This is a genomic window from Streptomyces sp. NPDC057682 (assembly GCF_042799575.1).
Taxonomy (GTDB): domain Bacteria; phylum Actinomycetota; class Actinomycetes; order Streptomycetales; family Streptomycetaceae; genus Streptomyces.
Map to the genome: position 1 here is coordinate 240,457 of NZ_JBHVIN010000003.1, position 17,624 is coordinate 258,080.

Below are 17,624 nucleotides of genomic sequence, written 5' to 3' on the forward strand. Positions count from 1 at the left end.
GCTGCCAGAGCGGGCGGGGGCGCGCCCTCCGGGCGGACCGGCTCAGTCGCGGCCCTCCCAGTAGGGCTCCCGCAACCACCTTTTGTAGAGCTTGCCGTTGGGGTCGCGGGGCATCGCCTCGATGAAGCCGAGGGTCTTGGGCCGTTTGTACCCGGCGAGCAGCCCTGCGCAGTGGGCGAGGATCTGTTCGGCGAGCGCGTCCGTGGCCTCGTGCCCCTCGGCGGGTTCGACGACGGCCCGGACCTCCTCGCCCCAGTCGGGGTGCGGGATGCCGAAGACGGCGGCGTCGGCGACGGCGGGGTGGCGGAGCAGGGCGGACTCGATCTCGGCGGGGTAGATGTTCACCCCGCCGGAGATGATCATGTCGATCTTGCGGTCGCGGAGGAAGAGGTAGCCGTCCTCGTCCAGGACGCCGAGGTCGCCGACGGTGAAGAAGTCGCCGATGCGGTTCTTCCGGGTCTTGCCCTCGTCCTTGTGGTACTGGAAGCCGCCGGTGCTCATCTTCATGTAGACAGTGCCCAGTTCACCCGGGCCGAGCCGGTTGCCGTCGTCGTCGAAGACCGCGAGTTCGCTGATCGGCCAGGCCCGGCCGACGGTGCCCGGCTTCTTCAGCCAGTCGTCGGCGGTGGCGAAGGCGCCGCCGCCCTCGCTGGCCGCGTAGTACTCCTCGACGCAGTGCCCCCACCAGTCGATCATGGACCGTTTGACGTGGTCGGGGCAGGGGGCCGCGCCGTGGATGGCGTGCCGCATCGCCGAGACGTCGTAGCGCGAGCGGACCTCCTCGGGCAGGGCGAGGAGGCGGTGGAACTGGGTGGGGACCATGTGCGTGTGGGTGCAGCGGTGGGTGTCCATCGCCCGCAGCATCGCCTCGGGCGACCACTTGTCCATCAGGACCAGCGGGTGGCCGATGTGCAGGGCCGCTCCGGCGAACTGGAGCACGGCCGTGTGGTAGAGCGGCGAGCAGACCAGGTGGACATTGCCGTCGAAGGGCCTGATGCCGAAGATGCCGAGGAATCCGCCGAGGTAGCTCTCCTCGGGGAGCTTGCCGGGGAGCGGCCTGCGGATGCCCCGGGGGCGGCCGGTGGTGCCGGAGGTGTAGTTCATGACCCAGCCGAGGGTGCGCCCCTCGGGCGGTGACACCGGCCGGTTCTCCAGCAGTTCGGCGTACGGGCGGAAGCCGTCGGCCCCGCCGACCCCGTAGCGGTGGCTCGCCGGGAGCTTCGCCTCGTCGGCCGCCGCCGTCGCGGCGTCGGCGAAGCGTGCGTGGGCGATGAGGACCTTGGCGCCGGAGTCGGAGACGATCCAGGCGATCTCGGGTCCGACGAGGTGGTGGTTGACGGGGACGAGGTAGTAGCCGGCCTGGGAGGCGGCGAGGTAGGCGGTGAGGAACTCGACCCCGTTGGGCAGGACGACGGCGAAGGCGTCGCCCTCCTCCAGGCCTGCCGCGCGCAGTCCGTGCACCATGCGGTTGGCGTCGGCGTGCAGCCGTCCCGCCGTCCACTCCTCGCCCTCGGGCGTGACGAGGACGGTGCGGTCGGGGTCGGCGGTGGCCTGGGCCCAGAAGCCGTTGGGCGGCTGGTTCATGAGGCGCTCCGTCCGGCGATGCGGTTGATCCGGTCCACGGCGCGTTCGAAGCCGCGGGTCAGGTCGTCGAAGACGGCCTGGACGCTGCGTTCGCTGTTCATCCGGCCGACGATCTGGCCGACGGGGGTGCCGAGCAGCGCGCCCGTCTCGTACTTCTGGATACGGGAGACGGCCTCGGCCACCAGGAGCCCCTGGAGCGGCATGGGCAGGGTGCCGGGGCCCGCCGGGTCGTCCCAGGCGTCCGTCCATTCGGTGCGGAGCTGGCGCGCGGGCTTCCCGGTGAGGGCGCGGGAGCGGACGGTGTCGCCGGAGCCCGCGGCGAGGAGCTTGGCGGTCAGGGCCGGGGAGTGCAGATCTGCCTCCTCGGCGGTGAGCCAGAGCGAGCCGAGCCAGACGCCCTGGGCGCCGAGCGCCAGCCCGGCCGCGATCTGCTCGCCGCTGCCGATGCCGCCGGCGGCGAGGACCGGGAGGGGGCCCACCGCGTCCACCACGTCGGGGACGAGGACCATCGAGGCGATCTCGCCGGTGTGGCCGCCCGCCTCGTAGCCCTGGGCGACGACGACGTCGATGCCCGCGTCCGCGTGGTGGCGGGCGTGCCGGGCGCTGCCGGCGAGCGCGGCGACGAGGACACCGTTCTCGTGGGCGCGGGAGACGACGTCGGGGGGCGGTGAGCCGAGCGCGTTGGCGAGGAGCTTGATGGGGTAGTCGAAGGCCACGTCGAGCTGGGTGCGGGCGACCTCCTCCATCCAGCCGGTGATGCGCCAGCCGGACGCCTCGCCCTCGGCGAGTTCGGGAACGCCGTGCTTGGCCAGCGTCTCCTGGACGAACTGCCGGTGCCCGGCCGGGATCATCGCCTCCACATCGGCCTCGGTGACGCCCTCCACCTTCTTGGCGGGCATGACGACGTCGAGGCCGTAGGGCTTGCCGTCCGTGTGGGCCTGCATCCAGTCGAGATCGCGTGCGAGGTCGTCGGGGGCGGTGTAGCGGACCGCACCGAGTACGCCGAATCCCCCGGCCCGGGTGATGGCCGCGGCCACCGCCGGGAACGGCGTGAAGCCGAAAATGGCGTGCTCGATCCCCAGTTCTTGGCTCAGCTCCGTCTCCATGGGCGGCAGGATGCCGCAGTCCGACAACCGAGGGAAGACATTTTCTGATGCAGTGTCAGATTCTTTGTGGCGCACGGGACCTACGGGACCGAGGGGGGTGACAGTACCCTCTGCCCGGAAGGAAGTTTCACACTCGCAAGAGATTTCGAAAATTACTTTCAGGCAGTGGGAAGGGGTTCCGGATGGCCGAGGACACGAGGGGCGGGGGCATCACCCGGCGCGGGCTGGGCGGTGGGATGCTGGCCCTGGGCGGGGCACTCGCCCTGGCGCCCGTTCCGTTCGCGACGGCGGCGGCCGCCACGGAGCCGGGGACGGGGTCGTCGGACATGAGCACAGGGGCCGCGTCGCCCTCCCGGCCGACACTGCGCCGCGGATCCGCGGCCCGCGCGGGGCTGTTGCAGGGACCGCTCGACCAACTGGTCACGGAGGCGGAGCGCTATCTCGCCGACTCCCCCAAGCACCCCTGGTACGCGGGCGCTGTCCTGCTCGCCGGGCGCGGCGGAACGGTGGCGCTGCACCGGCCGATCGGCAAGGCCGTGCGCTACGCGGCGTACGACGAGAAGACGGACACCGGTGTCGAGTTCCCGGCGGACCAGCAGATCCCCATGGCCGAGGACACCGTCTTCGACCTGGCCTCCGTGTCCAAACTGTTCACCTCGATCCTGGCCGTCCAGCAGATCGAGCGGGGAACGCTGGAGCTGGAGGCGACCGTCGCCACCTACCTGCCGGACTTCGCACGGGCCGGCAAGCAGGACGTCACCATCCGTCAGCTGCTCACCCACACCAGCGGGTTCAAGGCCTGGATCCCCCTGTACGCCGCACCGACGCGGGAGGGGAAGCAGGAGCTGATCTGGAACGAGGCACCGGCCAATCCCCCGGGCACCGTCTATCTCTACTCGGACCTCAACCTGATCTCGCTCCAGCTGGTCCTGGAGAAGATCACCGGCCGCACCGAGGACGTCCTGCTCCGCGAGGAGATCACCGCTCCGCTCGGGATGCGCCGCACCCGGTACAACCCGCCGGCCTCCTGGAAGCCGAAGATCGCCGCGACCGAGGACGCCCGGCTCCCCTGGTCGGGCCTGGACCGCGGGCTGGTCTGGGGCGAGGTGCACGACGAGAACGCGTACAGCCTGGACGGGGTCGCGGGCCACGCCGGGGTCTTCTCCTGCGCCTGGGACCTGGCGATCCTGGCCCGCACGCTGCTCAACGGCGGGGTGTACGGCCGGGCGAGGATCCTGTCGGAGAAGTCGGTGGAGCTGCTGTTCACCGACTTCAACACCGCGTTCCCCGGGGACGCGCACGGCCTCGGCTTCGAGCTCTACCAGCACTGGTACATGGGGGCGATGGCCACCCCGCACACCGCGGGGCACACCGGATTCACCGGGACGAGCCTGGTGCTCGACCCGAGCACCGACTCGTTCCTGATCGTGCTGGGCAACTCGGTGCACCCGGTGCGCAGCTGGCGCTCCGGCAGCGCGCCGCGGGTCGCCACCGCCAACCAGATGGCCCGCGCGGTCGCGGTCCGGCCGGAGCGGGGCGGGACCGCGTGGTTCGCCGGGATGACCGGTTCCACGTCGGCGACCCTGACCCTGCCGCCGGTGAGGGCCGCCGCCCGTACCCGGCTGAGCTGCCGGGTGTGGTGGGACACCGAGCCGGATTCCGACTTCCTGTACCTGGAGGGCTCGTCGGACGGCGGCACCACCTGGCGCCCCGTCGCCTTCACCACCGCGACCGCACCCCCGCAGGAGCCGGTGGCCCATCCCTCGGGCGCCGTCTCGGGCTGGTCGGGCCGCGTCTGGCACCGGCTGGACGCCGACCTCTCCGCGTGGCGGGACACCGAGGTGCGGCTGCGCTGGCGCTGCACCACGGACCCGCTGTACGTCGGCCGGGGCGTGTACGTGGACGCCCTCCGGGTCGAGACGGGCGGGCGTCCGGTCTTCGACGAGGCGCGCCCGGCCGACGCCCGCCGCATCGAGGCGAACGGCTGGACGGTCTCGGCGGACTGACCCCGCCCCCGGGCCGGGGGCCGGGCCGTGTGCCCGTGCCCCCGGCCCGGCGCGCCGGCTACTCCGTGCGCAGGGCCGTCGCGGTGCGGGTCCTCGCCGCCCATCCGGCGGGCAGGAGCGCGCCCAGCAGGGCGATGGCCAGCCCGCCGAAGGCCGGCGGGACGAGTTGGGGCCCGTGGTAGACGGCGAGGACGGAGTCGGGGAGGCGCAGCCCCGCGCTGTCGCCCATGGCGGGCAGCACCAGGGAGTGGAGCAGCGTTCCGAGCGGTACGCCGAGCCCGCCCGCGACGAGTCCGGTGACGGCGACCGAGGTGAGGACCATGGCGACGGTCTGGCGGGGCGTCATGCCGAGGGCCTTGTGGACGCCGATCTCACGGGCCCGTTCGCGGGTGTCGAGCAGGACCCCGTTGAGCACCCCGAGCGCGGCGACGGCGACGAGCATCAGGGTCAGGACGGCCGCGAGCGCGTCGAGCGTGGCCACCATGTCGCCGCCCGCGCCGAGCGAACCGGTGCGGGCCCGCGCGCCCAGCGGCTTCAGCGCCTCGTTCAGCCCGTCGACGTAACGTGCGGCGTCCGTGCCGGGCACGAGGGCGATGTGGTGGCTGGTGTCGGTCGTCTCCGGGTGGGCGGCCGACAGCGTCGAGCCGTCCGTGAAGACCTGCATGCCGTCGTTCCGGGGGTCGAGCACCTCTCCGACGATCCGCACCGCGACGGGTGCGGCCAGACCGTCCAGGGTGACGGTGTCCCCGATCCGGGTGCCGGTGGCGGTGAGGAACCCGGTGGGGACCACGGCCTCGCCGGCGGTGCGGAGCCAGCGCCCGGCGACCATCGTGTAGCCGCCCCAGGAGGCGTCCCCGGTGAACGCGACCACGTCGACCGTCCCGGTCGTCCCGGAGACGCTCGCCCGTACGGTGGTGGCGCGGTAGTACTTCGCGGTCCCCGGACGGGCCTCGACGGCGGCGGCGACGGCGGCCGGATCGGGCACCTCGGAGCGCTTCTTCGGTACGGGGCCGTCCGGGCCGAAGTCCGGCATCGGCGGAGGCACCACGACGTCGGCGACATCGTGCGACTTGGCCTCCATCACCCGGCCGAGCGAGGCCCCCAGGCCCACGGTGAAGGTGACGGCGACCGTGCCGAAGAGGATCGCCGTGCCCATGGCCAGTGCTCTGGCGGGCCGTGCGAACGGCCGGACCAGGCCCATCGCGACGGGCCGGGGCAGCGGCAGCCGGGTGGCAGCCGCGGAGACGCGCCGGCCGCGTCCGGCCGCGCCGGAACGCCCGACCGCCAGCGCGTCGACCGTCCGCAGCCGGCCCGCCCGCCGGGCGGCCGCCCAGGCGGTGGCCGCCACCAGGCCGAGGACCCCGCCGATCACGGCGGCGTCGACCCAGGGGGCCACGGTCAGGGCCGAGGAACCGTAGAGGTCCTCCGCCTCGGCGAGCACCGGTACGGCCAGCAGGTGTCCGGCGAGGACCCCCAGCACCGTTCCGGCGGCGGCCGGGATCAGTGCCTGGCCCATGTGGGCGCGCACGACCTGGGCCGGCGTGAAGCCGATGGCCTTGAGGATGCCGATGCGGCGTGTGTGCGTCCCTACGGCGGAGGCGACCACGTTGCCGACGACCAGGACGGACATCACGAGTCCGAGCACGCCGAACGCCCCGATGAAGGGGATGTACAGGGAGGTCGCGCGGGCGGCCGAGTGCCTGACGGTGAGCCAGGACTGCTCGCCGGCGTCCGCCCCGCGCGGCAGGGCGCGGGTCACGGCGGCGGCCGCGGCGTCGACGGCCGCTTCGCTCTGCGCGTCGGTGAGGCGGTAGAGCATCTGGTAGCCACCGCTGCCCTCGGCGGTGAGCGCGCCCATCTGGGCGGGCACCACCCAGGCGTCGGCGGTACGGGTGACCGAACGGGCCCTGCCCACCACGGTCAGCGCCGGGGTGCCGGGCAGTCCGGCGAACGTGAGCCTGCGGCCCGTGGGGGCGAAGAGCGAGGAGTCCTCGGACACCGTGATCTCTCCGGGCCGGGCCGGCCACCGCCCGTCGAGCAGCGCCACCCTGTCCACGTCCCGGCCGGGGTCGGCCCGGCCCACCACGGTGATCGGCCAGCCGGGCCCCGTGGCGTCCGCCTCGGGCCGGACCGTCGCCGTGCGGAACGGTCCGGCGGCGTCGCTCACCCCGTCGGCGCGTGCCGTCCGCGCCAGCTCCGCGTCTCCGACCCGGCCGGCGTCGAACCGCAGGGAGAGATGGGCGCCGTGCTGCCGGGCGAAGGCGTCGTCGAACGGGGTGTCGGAGACGGCGAGCAGCGATCCGCCGAGAACGGAGGCGGCCACCGCCATCATCGTGGCCAGGCCGATCACCAGGGTCTGCACCCGTCGGCGGGCCACCCCGGAGCGCACGATCGTGCCCGGCGCGCTCATCGGGCGGCCTGCGACGCGGTGCCCGCCGGGTCCGCTACGAGGTCGGCCGACCGGACGTCCTCGGCGATCCGGCCGTCGGCGATCCGCACCGTGCGGTGCGTGCGGGACCGGGCGAGGGCCAGGTCGTGGGTGACGACGACGAGGGTCTGGCCGGCGGCGTTGAGATCGGCCAGCAGGGCGCCGACCTCCTGCCCCGACGCCGTGTCCAGCGCGCCGGTCGGTTCGTCGGCCAGGAGCAGCGCGGGACGGTTCATCAGGGCGCGGGCCACCGCGACGCGCTGGCGCTCGCCGCCGGACAGCCGTCCGGGGAGGGTGCCCGCGTGGCGCTCGATGCCGAGGGTCTCCAGGAGTTCGGCGGCCCGCCGCGCGGCCGCCCGGCGGGGCACGCCCGCGAGCCGTGCGGGCAGGACGACGTTGTCCGTCACCGTCAGGTCGTCGAGCAGGTGGAAGAACTGGAAGACCATGCCGATCCGGGTCCGGCGGTGGAGCGCCGCCCCGGTCTCGTTCAGCCGGTCCACGCGTACCCCGTCGACGGTGACGGTGCCGGTGTCGGGCCGGTCGAGGCCGGCGATCAGGTTGAGCAGGGTCGACTTTCCGCTGCCCGAGGGGCCGAGGATCGCGACGGCCTCACCCGCGCGCACGCTCAGCGAGACGTCGTGGAGCGCGGGCGGCCCGCCGTCGTATCTGCGGCCGACGCCGCTCAGTTCGATCAGCGGTGTGGTCATGAAGGGGCTCCTCGGCTCCGTGCGGTGGGTTCACCGGAACGCTAGGAGCGGGGCCCGGACCGCCGCGTCGGCCGCACGGCCCCCTTTCGGTACCGCGTCGGGACGAGTCCGCCGGGTGTCATCCTTTCGACGGAGGCGGGCGGTGTACGCCGTGCGCCGCGGATGGTCACCGGGGCGGAGCCGGCGGAGCGGGGGCCGCGGCGACAATGAACCGGTGAGGGATCTGACCACGACGTTCGAACGGCTGCGGGAGGCCGCCCGCCGGACCGTGCGGGAGGCCGTGCGCACGGGCGGCCCGCCGCCGCGGCCCAGCCGCCGCGCCCGGCTGTTCGACGCCCTGGTGGCGCTGGTGCTGGGGGCCGTCACCGTCTTCTACGGCATCGACAACTCCGGCCGGGTGGTGTGGCGGGAGATCGCCCCCGGTGTGGTGCTGGAGGTCGCCCGGCCGTCGGGGCGGGAAGGCATGGCCTTCATGGTGGGCCTCGCGGCCGTCGCCTCGGGGGCGCTGGTGCTGCGGCGCCGGTATCCGCTGGCGGTGCTCTGCGTGGTCACCGCCGCGACCCTGGCCACGCCGCAGAGTGTGCTGCGGCTGACGCTCTACGCGTTCGTGATCGCCGTGTACAGCGCCGCGGTGTACGGCTCGAACAGGGTGGCGACGCTGGTGGCGCTGCCGGTGGCGATCGTCCTGGTGGGCTCGGCGGGCAATTCGGTCACGCCGGTGGTGCCCAACGAGTACATCGTGCTGCTGATCCTGGTGCCGATGGCCCTGGCCGCCGTCGGACTGCGTACGTGGAAGCTCCGCACCGACGAGGGCCGGGCCCGGCTCGCCGCGCTGGAGCGCGAACGGGACGAGGCGCTGCGCCGGGCCGTCGAGCACGAACGGGCCAGGATCGCGCGCGAGTTGCACGATGTCGTGACCCACAACGTCAGTGTGATGCTCATTCAGGCGGGGGCGGCGCGCACCGTCATGAGGACGTCGCCGGAGCAGGCCGGTGAGGCGCTGCTCGCCGTGGAGGCGGGCGGGCGCGCCGCCATGACCGAACTGCGCAACGTGATGGGGCTGCTCACGATGCCCGACGGGGACGGCCGGCCCGGCGGCGGCGAGGACCTGGACGACGCCGACGCGGAGCTGGCCCCGCAGCCCGGACTGGACCGGCTGGAGGCGCTGGTCGGCCGGGTCAGGTCCACCGGAGTGCCGGTCGCCCTGACCGTGACCGGCACGCCGCGCGCCCTGCCGCCCGGTGTCGAACTCGCCGCCTACCGCGTGGTCCAGGAGGCCCTGACCAATACGGTGAAGCACGCGTCGGGGGCGGCGGCCTCGGTGACCGTCGCCCACGCCCCGGACCGGCTGCGGGTGGAGGTCACCGACACCGGCGGCCCGCCGGGCGCGGGCGCGGCCGGCGGCAACGGCCGGGGGCTGATCGGCCTGCGCGAACGCCTGGCCGTGTACGGCGGCACGCTGCACGCCGGACCGAGAACGACCGCCGGCTTCCGCGTGGAGGCCCTGATCCCCCTGGATGTGCCGTGACCGATCCCCTGCGCGTCGTGATCGCCGACGACCAGACCCTCGTACGCACCGGGTTCCGGCTGATCCTCGGGGCCGCCGGCATCGAGGTCGTCGCCGAGGCGGCCGACGGCGAGGAGGCCGTGGAGGCGGTCCGCCGCACCCGCCCCGACGTGGTGCTCATGGACGTCCGGATGCCGGGGACGGACGGTCTGGAGGCGACCCGTCGGATCCTCACGGGCGCGCCCGGCGAACCGCGCGTCCTCATCCTCACCACCTTCGACCTGGACCGGTACGTGTACGCGGCACTGTCCGCGGGGGCCAGCGGCTTCCTGCTCAAGGACGTCACGCCGGAGTACCTGACGGTGGCCGTGCGCACGGTGCGAGACGGCGACGCCCTGCTGGCCCCGGCCATCACGCGCCGGCTGGTGCAGCGGTTCGCCCGGCACGACGGGGAGACCGCCGGCCTGCACCGCGACCTCGCCGCGCTCACCCCGCGCGAACTGGAGGTGCTCGGCCTGCTCGCCCGGGGCCTGAGCAACGCCGAACTGGCCGCCCGGCTCCGGCTCGCCGAGGCGACGGTCAAGACGCACGTGGCCCGGATCCTCGCCAAACTGGGGCTCCGCGACCGGGTCCAGGCCGTCATCGCCGCGTACGAGACGGGCCTGGTCACCACGGGCGGGCGCGAGGCGGTCCCGCCGCCCGCCGACCGTACGTGAAGCGGGGGCGAACAACTGCGGCGGGTGCGGTGAGGACGGGCGCGCCGAGGCCCGGAACGCACGCGTCCGGGTGTTGGTGACGGATAGGCTCGCGCCCCACGCCGAGCGGGCGGCCCGAGCCGCGTCGCGACCACGGCACCGACCGCGACATCGAGGGCACAGGGCATGAGCACGCACGGCAACGGCCACTGGGGGCCGAACGGCCCCGGCCCCGGAGGGCATCCGGCCCCCGGCCCGGTCCCCCACCCCACGGGTCCCGGCCCCGGCCCGTATCCCCCGCAGCCGGCCCCCGTTCCCCCGCAGGGCTGGGGCCCGTACCCGCCACAGCCGTACCCGCCGCAGCCGTATCCTCCCCAGCCGCCGCCTCCGCGGCCCCGGCCGCCGCTGACGCGCGGTCAGCGGATCCGGAAGTGCGTGTACAACCCGTTCTACGCGGCCCAGCGGGCGTTCCGGCCCTCGCGGCCGGACGTCGTGGAGGATCCGACGGTCCGGAGGCTCCAGATGTGGCGGACGGGCCTCGGCATCGCGGCCTGGCTGGTGCTCGTCATGTCCTACAAGCCGGTGGACTCCGCGCGGGGTGCCGAGAGCGTCGCGAGCGACAAGTTCGACCAGAGCTGGATCAGCACCCTCGTCCTCGTGTGCGCCTTCCCGTTCGTGATCGCCCTGTTCGCGTGCGCCGCGCGCGGTGCGCTGCGGGGGCTCTATCTGCGCCGGTCGCTGAAGTCGTTCGGGGCGGTGGCGGCACTGATGGGCTCGATGGCGACGTTCCCGCTGGCCGTCGCGCCGGACGCGGCGACGCGCGGGTTCCGTGACGCCATCGGGGTACCCGGCATGGTCGTCCTGGTCGTCATGTGCGCCTGGTCGCTGGGGTTCGCCCTGTACGGCATCGGTCTCAGCCTGATGCACGTGTTCCGGACGGCCGACATCCACGAGGTCCTGCCGCCCGTCCTCGCGACCCTTCTGGTGTGGGTGATGGCCGTGCTCGACGTCGTCGGCAACGAGAACGTCGAGGTTCCCGTCGTCGCCCGGGTGGTCTTCCTGCTCGGGGCGCCGGTGTCGGTGACGGTGCTCTCCTGCTGGGAGCTGTACCGCCTGGGCCGGTACCACGGCCGCAGCGTGCGGCAGGCCCTCGGACGGTAGGGACCGCGAGCGGGGGGACGCGTCGGCGCGTCCCCCCGCTCAGTCATTTCAAGATTCTTTTTTACGCCGAAATATTTCGCTCCGGATGGGCTGCATTTTCGGTTCAACGGCCAAGCTTCTCCGGGCGATCGCGCGGAAACATCCAGGTCAATGAGATGCCCACGGCTGGGCTTGACGGGACGACCATCAAGGAAGCCGCAATGCATCGCCCTCACATTCGGAATGCTTTCGTAGCGGACAGAGCCGAATGTACCCATGCGTCCCCCAGCAGACCTCCTCCGCCCGATCAGTCGACCACATCTGTGCAGGTCACATGGCATTCAAGGAACGGGAAAGCCGTTTACCTTCTCGAAATATTTCGGAAATCCGGCGTTGACGAGCCGTCCGGCCGCGCGCATACTCTCCCTCGCTCCCTGCGTCACCGATCAGCCCCCATCCCCGCGGGCGGCCCTCCCATGCCGTCCGGCGACCGGAAGAAGGTGTTGGAAAGTGATCGTCACCCCCTCGCACGGCGGCACCGCCGCCCGTCCCCGGAGAAGTTCACCGATACGGAGAGCCGGTGTGCTCGCCACCGCCGGGCTGCTCACCGCGGCGGGAGTCCTCTCGCTCGCGGGCACCGCCCAGGCCGCGACGACCCTCGGGGGCTCCGCGGCCGCCAAGGGCCGCTACTTCGGGGCCGCCGTCGCGGCGAACCACCTCGGCGAGGCCGCGTACGCCTCCACCCTCGACACCGAGTTCACCATGGTGACCCCGGAGAACGAGATGAAGTGGGACGCCGTCGAGTCCTCCCGGGGCAGCTTCACCTTCGGCTCCGCCGACCAGATCGTCAGCCACGCCCAGGGCAAGGGCATGAAGCTCCGCGGCCACACCCTGGTCTGGCACTCCCAGCTGCCCGGCTGGGTCGGCGGACTGAACGCCACCGATCTGCGCTCGGCGATGAACAACCACATCAACCAGGTGATGGGCCACTACAAGGGCAAGATCTACGCCTGGGACGTCGTCAACGAGGCCTTCCAGGACGGCGGGAGCGGCGCCCGGCGCAGCTCCCCGTTCCAGGACAAGCTGGGCAACGGCTTCATCGAGGAGGCCTTCCGCACCGCCCGCGCGGCCGACCCCGCGGCCAAGCTCTGTTACAACGACTACAACACCGACGGCCAGAACGCGAAGAGCAACGCGGTCTACGCCATGGTCAAGGACTTCAAGCAGCGCGGGGTCCCGATCGACTGCGTCGGCTTCCAGTCGCACTTCAACGCCAACTCGCCCGTCCCCTCCGACTACCAGGCCAATCTGCAGCGCTTCGCCGACCTCGGCGTGGACGTGCAGATCACCGAACTGGACATCGAGGGCTCGGGTTCGGCACAGGCGGCCAGTTACACCAAGGTGGTGAACGCCTGTCTCGCCGTGTCGCGGTGCGCGGGCATCACCGTCTGGGGCATTCCCGACAAGTACTCGTGGCGCAGCAGCGGCACCCCGCTGCTCTTCGACGACAACTACGGGAAGAAGCCCGCGTACACCGCCGTGCTCACCGCGCTCGGCGGCACCAGCGGCGGCGGCGGTGACGGCGGCAGCGGCGGGAGCGCGACCTGCACCGCCACGTACACCAGGACGAACACCTGGGGCGACCGCTTCAACGGACAGGTGACGATCACGGCCGGCAGCAAGGCGATCAGCACCTGGACGGTCGCGGTCACGGTCTCCTCGCCGCAGAAGGTCTCCGCCACCTGGAACGGCTCGCCGTCCTGGGACGGCAGCGGCAATGTGATGACGATGCGCCCCAACGGCAACGGTGGTCTGGCGGCCGGGGCCTCGACCTCCTTCGGGTTCACCGTCATGACGAACGGCAACACCTCGGCGCCCGCGATCGGCGCCTGCACCGCGTCCTGACCCCGGCGGGCCCCGCACCGGGCCCGTCAGCGCGAGGGCACCGTCCTGTGGCGGTGTCCTCGCGTCGTGCGCGCGCCGTTCGGCGGGGTCACCCGGACGCGGCGGCGGGCGCGGGGGCCGTCGATTCCCGGACCACCAGACGCGGCCTGATCAGCAGCGAACGCCCGGCGGACGGGGCGGAGTCGATCCGGGCGCGCAACTGCTGGAAGGTCTCGGCGGCCATCTCCGGCAGCGGCTGGCGGACCGTGGTGAGCGGCGGTTCGAAGAGGTCGGCGAGCAGGATGTCGTCGAAGCCGACCACCGACACGTCCTGTCCGGCGCTGCGCCCCGCGTCCCGCGCGCCCCGGCAGATCCCGATGGCGCACATGTCGTTGATCGCGACGAACGCGGTGGGCGGGCGGGGGCCGCCCAGCAGTTCGACGGCCGCTCTGCGCCCCAGCTCGGCCGCGTCCTTGTCCCCGAACTCCGAGGTGTCCGCGCCGGGCCAGACGATGGCGTCGGCCGGGTCCAGCCCCGCCGACTCCAGGGCGGCGCGGAATCCGCGCAGCCGCTCGCGGCGGTTGACGCTGTTGACCGAACCGGAGACGAAGGCCAGCCGGCGGTGGCCCAGTTCCAGCAGATGGCGGGTGGCCAGTTCGGCACCCATCGCGTTGTCCACGCTGATGGAGGCCAGCGAGGCGGGATCGCCCGCCTGCGCGGTGCGGTCGAAGGCGACCATCTTCAGGCCCCGGCCGAGCAGCGGGGCGACATGGTCGAGCGAGGGCAGCGAGGAGCAGAGGACCACCCCGCTCACCCCGTCCGCCAGCAGCTCCTCGCCGTACTTCAGCTCCCTGGCCGGATCGCGCTCGCTGTTGCAGAGCAGCACGTGGTAGCCCTCGGCCAGCGCGATGGCCTCCAGCTCGCGGGCGAGCGCCCCCCAGAAGGGGTTGGCGACGGACGGCACGATGAGGCCGATCACCTTGATCCGGCCGGTGCGCAGCATCCGCGCGGCACGGTTGGGGCGGTAGCTCAGCTGCTCTATCACCTGTTCCACGCGTGCCAGGGTGGCCGCCTGCATGCGGTCGGTGCGTCCGTTGAGGACGTTGGACACGGTGCTCGCGGACACCCCCGCGGCCTCCGCGACCTGATGGATCGTAACCCCGCTCATGCCACCTCCGGTTCGGAACGTGTTCGGCCAGTCTAGTGTACCGATTTACTGGATCCTCTTCACCGGTACACCCGTTAACGTGCCCGAAAATTCTTGTGCATCAGCTGTTGACGCGCCTCTCGGGGCGTTCCTAGTCTCAGTGCATCGATTTACCAGCACTTCCTAGCCATGGCCGGGTTGCCATCGCTGGATCGATCCACTTCCTCCACCTCAAAAGGGGTGCCCCATGGAACTCACACGACGGTCGCTGCTCGCTGCCCTCGGTGCCGGTACCGCCGCGGCCGCGCTGGCCGGCTGCGGGACCGGCTCCTCCACGGCGGCCGGTTCCGCCGACGGTCCCGCCGAGGGCGAGATCACGCTCCTCACCCCGATCTACGAGGGGGCGAACGGCAAGACGCTGCTGGAGAAGCAGATCCTCGGCGGCTTCCGGAAGAAGTACCCGGACGTCAAGGTCAACGTGGACTACACCACGTACGCGCAGCTCAACGAGAAGATCACCACCGGTCTGGCCGGCGGGCTGCTGCCCGACGTGCTGATGATGGGCGTGGGCTGGATCCCCCCCTTCGCCGCCAAGAAGGCGATCGCCCCGCTGCCGGAGAAGTTCGCCACCGCGCACGACTACGAGGAGCGGGTGCTGGAGCCCTCGCGCTACGACGGCGAACTGTACGCCCTGCCGGTGGTGCTGGACACCCGGATCGTCGTCTACCGCAAGGACCACTTCGCCGAGGCCGGCATCAGGAAGACGCCCGCGAACTGGCCCGAACTGCGGGCCGTGGCCAAGCAGCTCACCACGGGCGGGCGGGTCGGCTTCGACCCGTTCTCCATCGATCTGCGCCAGTGCTGGGAGACCTTCCTCTTCGCCAACGGCGGTCAGCTGTTCAGCGAGGACGGCAAGAAGGTCCTGTTCACCGACGACCGGGGCGTCGAGGCGCTGCAGTTCTTCAAGGACCTGATCAAGGACGGCTCGGCCAGCTACGCCAAGAAGACGGACGCCGGGGCGCCCTCGAACGTCCAGACCGGCAAGGCGTCGATGATGATGACGACCAGCGCCCTGTGGGAGCAGGTCCGCACCCAGAACCCGGAGTTGCTGAAGGAGGACAGGCTCGGCGCGTTCGTCCTGGCCAACCGTCGGCCGGCGATGCTCCAGGGCGGCACGCTCGTCACCCAGTCCGCCCGGTCCAAGCACCCGGCCGCGGCCCGTGCGCTCGTCGAGTACCTGGCGACGCCGGACTCGATCCTCGGCGCGGCGAAGCAGCGCGGCTCGGTGCCCGGTCTCAAGGACCTCAACGACAGCGGCTACGTCAAGGAGAACAAGTTCGTCGACTTCTCCCTCCAGAACATGGCCCACGCCTGCTCGGAGGGCGGCACCGCGGCCTGGATGGAGATCCGCGAGAAGATCAAGCCGACCCTGGAGCCGGCGGTCGTGGGCGGCCAGTCCGCGAAGGACGCCATCGCGGAGCTCGGCCGTCTCGCCGAAGCCGCCATCGGGCGGATGTGAGGCACCGCCGTGGGAGCGACATCGGTACTGAAGGCGCGGCCCACGCGGCCGCCCTCCCCTCCTGAGCCCGTCGGGCCCGCCCGGCGGCGCACCGGCCGCGCCCCGGCCGGACCGGGCCGCCGCAGGCGGCGGGCCGGCATGCTGATGGTGGCGCCGGCGCTGCTGCACGCCGCCCTCTGGATCGGCCTGCCGGTCGTGGCCTCGGTGGTCCTGGCGTTCACGACGTACGACGTGCTGACGCCGCCGCGGTTCGTGGGGTTCGCCAACTTCACCGAGCTGATGCACGACACGGTGTTCCGCAAGTCCGTCGTGAACACCGTGATCTACACCTTCTTCACCGTGCCGTTCGGCATGCTGCTCGGCCTGCTGACGGCGCTCGCGCTGCACACCGGGCTGAAGGCGCGGGGCATCTTCCGCACCGCGGTCTTCCTGCCGCAGGTCACCGCCACGGTGGCGATCGCCCTGGTCTGGCTGTGGATCTACAACCCGGGCAACGGGCTCTTCAACACCCTGCTCTCGCTGGTCGGGGTCAACGGGCCGGCCTGGCTCTCCTCGACGACCTGGGCCATGCCCTCGGTGATCCTCGTCGGCATCTGGCAGGGCATCGGCATGAAGATGCTCATCTATCTGGCCGCCCTCCAGTCCCTGCCGAAGGAGCTGTACGAGGCGGCGTCGGTGGACGGGGCGTCCCGGGTGCGGCAGTTCTTCTCGATCACGCTGCCGCTGCTGAAGCCCGCGACGTTCTTCGTGCTCATCACCTCGATGATCAGCGCGTTCCAGTCCTTCGACCAGATCTACATCCTCACCGACGGCGGACCCGCCAACAGCACCACGATGATGACGTACGAGATCTACAAGTCCGCCTTCCGGGAGTTCCGCGTCGGCTACGCCTGCGCCCAGTCCCTGGTGCTGTTCGTCCTGCTGATGGGCTTCACCCTGGTCAACCGGCGGATGATGGGAGGCACCCGTGGCCACAACTGAGCTGCGCGGTTCCGCGCCCGTGCGCCCGCCGCGTCCGGCGGCCCGGCGCAGGCCGGTCCGGCCCGGCCGGATCGCGCTCTACGTGACGCTGGGCGTGGTCTCGCTGCTGATGGTGGTGCCGTTCGTCTGGATGGTGCTGACCTCGCTGAAGACGCCGGTGGAGATCGCCTCGCAGGACGCCGGTCTGCTGCCGGAGCACTGGGAGTTCGGCAACTACGCCGAGGCGCTGAAGGCCGCGCCCTTCGCCACGTACGCGCGCAACAGCCTGGTCATCGCGGTCAGCCACACCGTGCTGAACGTGGTGATCGCCTCGATGGCCGGGTACGCGCTGGCCCGGATCAGGTTCCGGGGCAGCGAGGTCATCTTCTACCTGTTCATCGCGGCGCTGATGATCCCGACGTACACCAAGGTGCTGCCGGAGTTCCTGATCGTCCGCTTCATGCCGCTGGCCGGCGGGAACGACCTGTTCGGCCAGGGCGGCAGCGGCTGGCTCGACTCCTGGTGGGCGCTGATCGTGCCCGGGGCGGTCACCCCGTTCGCCGTCTTCCTCTTCCGGCAGTTCTACCTGGACCTTCCGGTGGAGCTGGAGGAGGCCGCCCGGCTCGACGGGCTCGGCGAGTTCCGGATCTACGCCCGGATCATGACGCCGCAGGTCAAGCCCGCGCTCACCACCGTGGCCCTGCTGACCTTCGAATCGTCCTGGAACAACTTCCTGTGGCCGCTGCTGGTGACCCGTTCGGACCATCTCCGGGTCATCCAGGTCGGGCTCTCCGTCTTCAAGACGGAGAACGGCCCCCAGTGGCACTTCCTCATGGCGGGCACCACGCTCGCCACCCTGCCCATGGTCGTGCTCTTCCTCATCGGCCAGCGCTACTTCGTGCAGGGCTTCGCCACCGCCGGTCTCAAGTGACCGGGGCCGG

At 72.1% G+C, this 17,624-nt stretch carries 13 protein-coding genes; 8 read left to right on the forward strand and 5 right to left on the reverse strand.

Annotated features, from left to right (window positions below):
- Positions 1-42: 42 nt before the first annotated feature.
- Together ACFVDM_RS06315 and ACFVDM_RS06320 are read right to left on the reverse strand one after the other, a co-directional pair.
- Positions 43-1,584 carry an acyl-CoA synthetase gene (locus ACFVDM_RS06315; RefSeq protein WP_383633974.1) on the reverse strand — a complete coding sequence of 514 codons (1,542 nt, stop codon included), beginning with the start codon at positions 1,582-1,584 and terminating at the stop codon, positions 43-45.
- Complete coding sequence (locus tag ACFVDM_RS06320; protein WP_383633976.1) at positions 1,581-2,690, reverse strand: NAD(P)H-dependent flavin oxidoreductase; 1,110 nt, start codon at positions 2,688-2,690, stop codon at positions 1,581-1,583. The genes ACFVDM_RS06315 and ACFVDM_RS06320 overlap by 4 nt, the downstream gene beginning before the upstream one ends.
- A gap of 182 nt (positions 2,691-2,872) precedes the next feature.
- Here ACFVDM_RS06320 and ACFVDM_RS06325 point away from each other — a divergent pair, with 182 nt between their 5' ends.
- Positions 2,873-4,696, forward strand: coding sequence for a serine hydrolase (locus ACFVDM_RS06325; RefSeq protein ID WP_383633978.1), 1,824 nt, complete (start codon positions 2,873-2,875; stop codon positions 4,694-4,696).
- Positions 4,697-4,754: 58 nt separating this feature from the next.
- Here the strand turns inward: ACFVDM_RS06325 and ACFVDM_RS06330 are convergent, their stop codons facing one another.
- Together ACFVDM_RS06330 and ACFVDM_RS06335 are read right to left on the reverse strand one after the other, a co-directional pair.
- Positions 4,755-7,106, reverse strand: coding sequence for an FtsX-like permease family protein (locus ACFVDM_RS06330; protein WP_383633980.1), 2,352 nt, complete (start codon positions 7,104-7,106; stop codon positions 4,755-4,757).
- The gene (locus ACFVDM_RS06335; RefSeq protein ID WP_383633982.1) at positions 7,103-7,831 is read right to left on the reverse strand and encodes an ABC transporter ATP-binding protein; all 729 of its coding nucleotides are present in this window, start codon (positions 7,829-7,831) and stop codon (positions 7,103-7,105) included. Before ACFVDM_RS06335 ends, ACFVDM_RS06330 begins: the two co-directional genes overlap by 4 nt.
- Positions 7,832-8,045: 214 nt before the next feature.
- On the opposite strand from ACFVDM_RS06335, the gene ACFVDM_RS06340 reads away from it, so the two are divergent.
- The 4 genes from ACFVDM_RS06340 to ACFVDM_RS06355 all read left to right on the forward strand — a co-directional run bounded on the left by ACFVDM_RS06340 (position 8,046) and on the right by ACFVDM_RS06355 (position 13,078).
- Positions 8,046-9,359, forward strand: a complete 1,314-nt coding sequence (locus ACFVDM_RS06340; protein WP_383633984.1) for a sensor histidine kinase — start codon at positions 8,046-8,048, stop codon at positions 9,357-9,359.
- On the forward strand, positions 9,356-10,054 hold the full coding sequence (locus tag ACFVDM_RS06345; protein WP_383633986.1) for a response regulator: 699 nt from the start codon (positions 9,356-9,358) through the stop codon (positions 10,052-10,054). The genes ACFVDM_RS06340 and ACFVDM_RS06345 overlap by 4 nt, the downstream gene beginning before the upstream one ends.
- 414 nt (positions 10,055-10,468) lie before the next feature.
- On the forward strand, positions 10,469-11,194 hold the full coding sequence (locus tag ACFVDM_RS06350; protein WP_383633988.1) for a hypothetical protein: 726 nt from the start codon (positions 10,469-10,471) through the stop codon (positions 11,192-11,194).
- A 561-nt stretch (positions 11,195-11,755) separates the two neighbouring features.
- On the forward strand, positions 11,756-13,078 hold the full coding sequence (locus ACFVDM_RS06355) for an endo-1,4-beta-xylanase (protein WP_383633991.1): 1,323 nt from the start codon (positions 11,756-11,758) through the stop codon (positions 13,076-13,078).
- Positions 13,079-13,166: 88 nt separating this feature from the next.
- On the opposite strand, the gene ACFVDM_RS06360 is transcribed toward ACFVDM_RS06355, so the two are convergent.
- Positions 13,167-14,225: a LacI family DNA-binding transcriptional regulator gene (locus tag ACFVDM_RS06360; RefSeq protein ID WP_383633992.1), complete on the reverse strand. Its 1,059-nt coding sequence runs from the start codon at positions 14,223-14,225 to the stop codon at positions 13,167-13,169.
- Between the two features lie 226 nt (positions 14,226-14,451).
- On the opposite strand from ACFVDM_RS06360, the gene ACFVDM_RS06365 reads away from it, so the two are divergent.
- The 3 genes from ACFVDM_RS06365 (at position 14,452) to ACFVDM_RS06375 (ending at position 17,614) form a co-directional block, all read left to right on the forward strand.
- Positions 14,452-15,723: an ABC transporter substrate-binding protein gene (locus ACFVDM_RS06365; RefSeq protein WP_383633994.1), complete on the forward strand. Its 1,272-nt coding sequence runs from the start codon at positions 14,452-14,454 to the stop codon at positions 15,721-15,723.
- 138 nt (positions 15,724-15,861) lie between these two features.
- Entirely contained in the window at positions 15,862-16,704 is an 843-nt protein-coding gene (locus ACFVDM_RS06370; RefSeq protein WP_383633996.1) for a carbohydrate ABC transporter permease, read from the forward strand.
- Positions 16,691-17,614, forward strand: coding sequence for a carbohydrate ABC transporter permease (locus ACFVDM_RS06375; protein ID WP_383633998.1), 924 nt, complete (start codon positions 16,691-16,693; stop codon positions 17,612-17,614). The genes ACFVDM_RS06370 and ACFVDM_RS06375 overlap by 14 nt, the downstream gene beginning before the upstream one ends.
- Positions 17,615-17,624 lie beyond the last annotated feature (10 nt).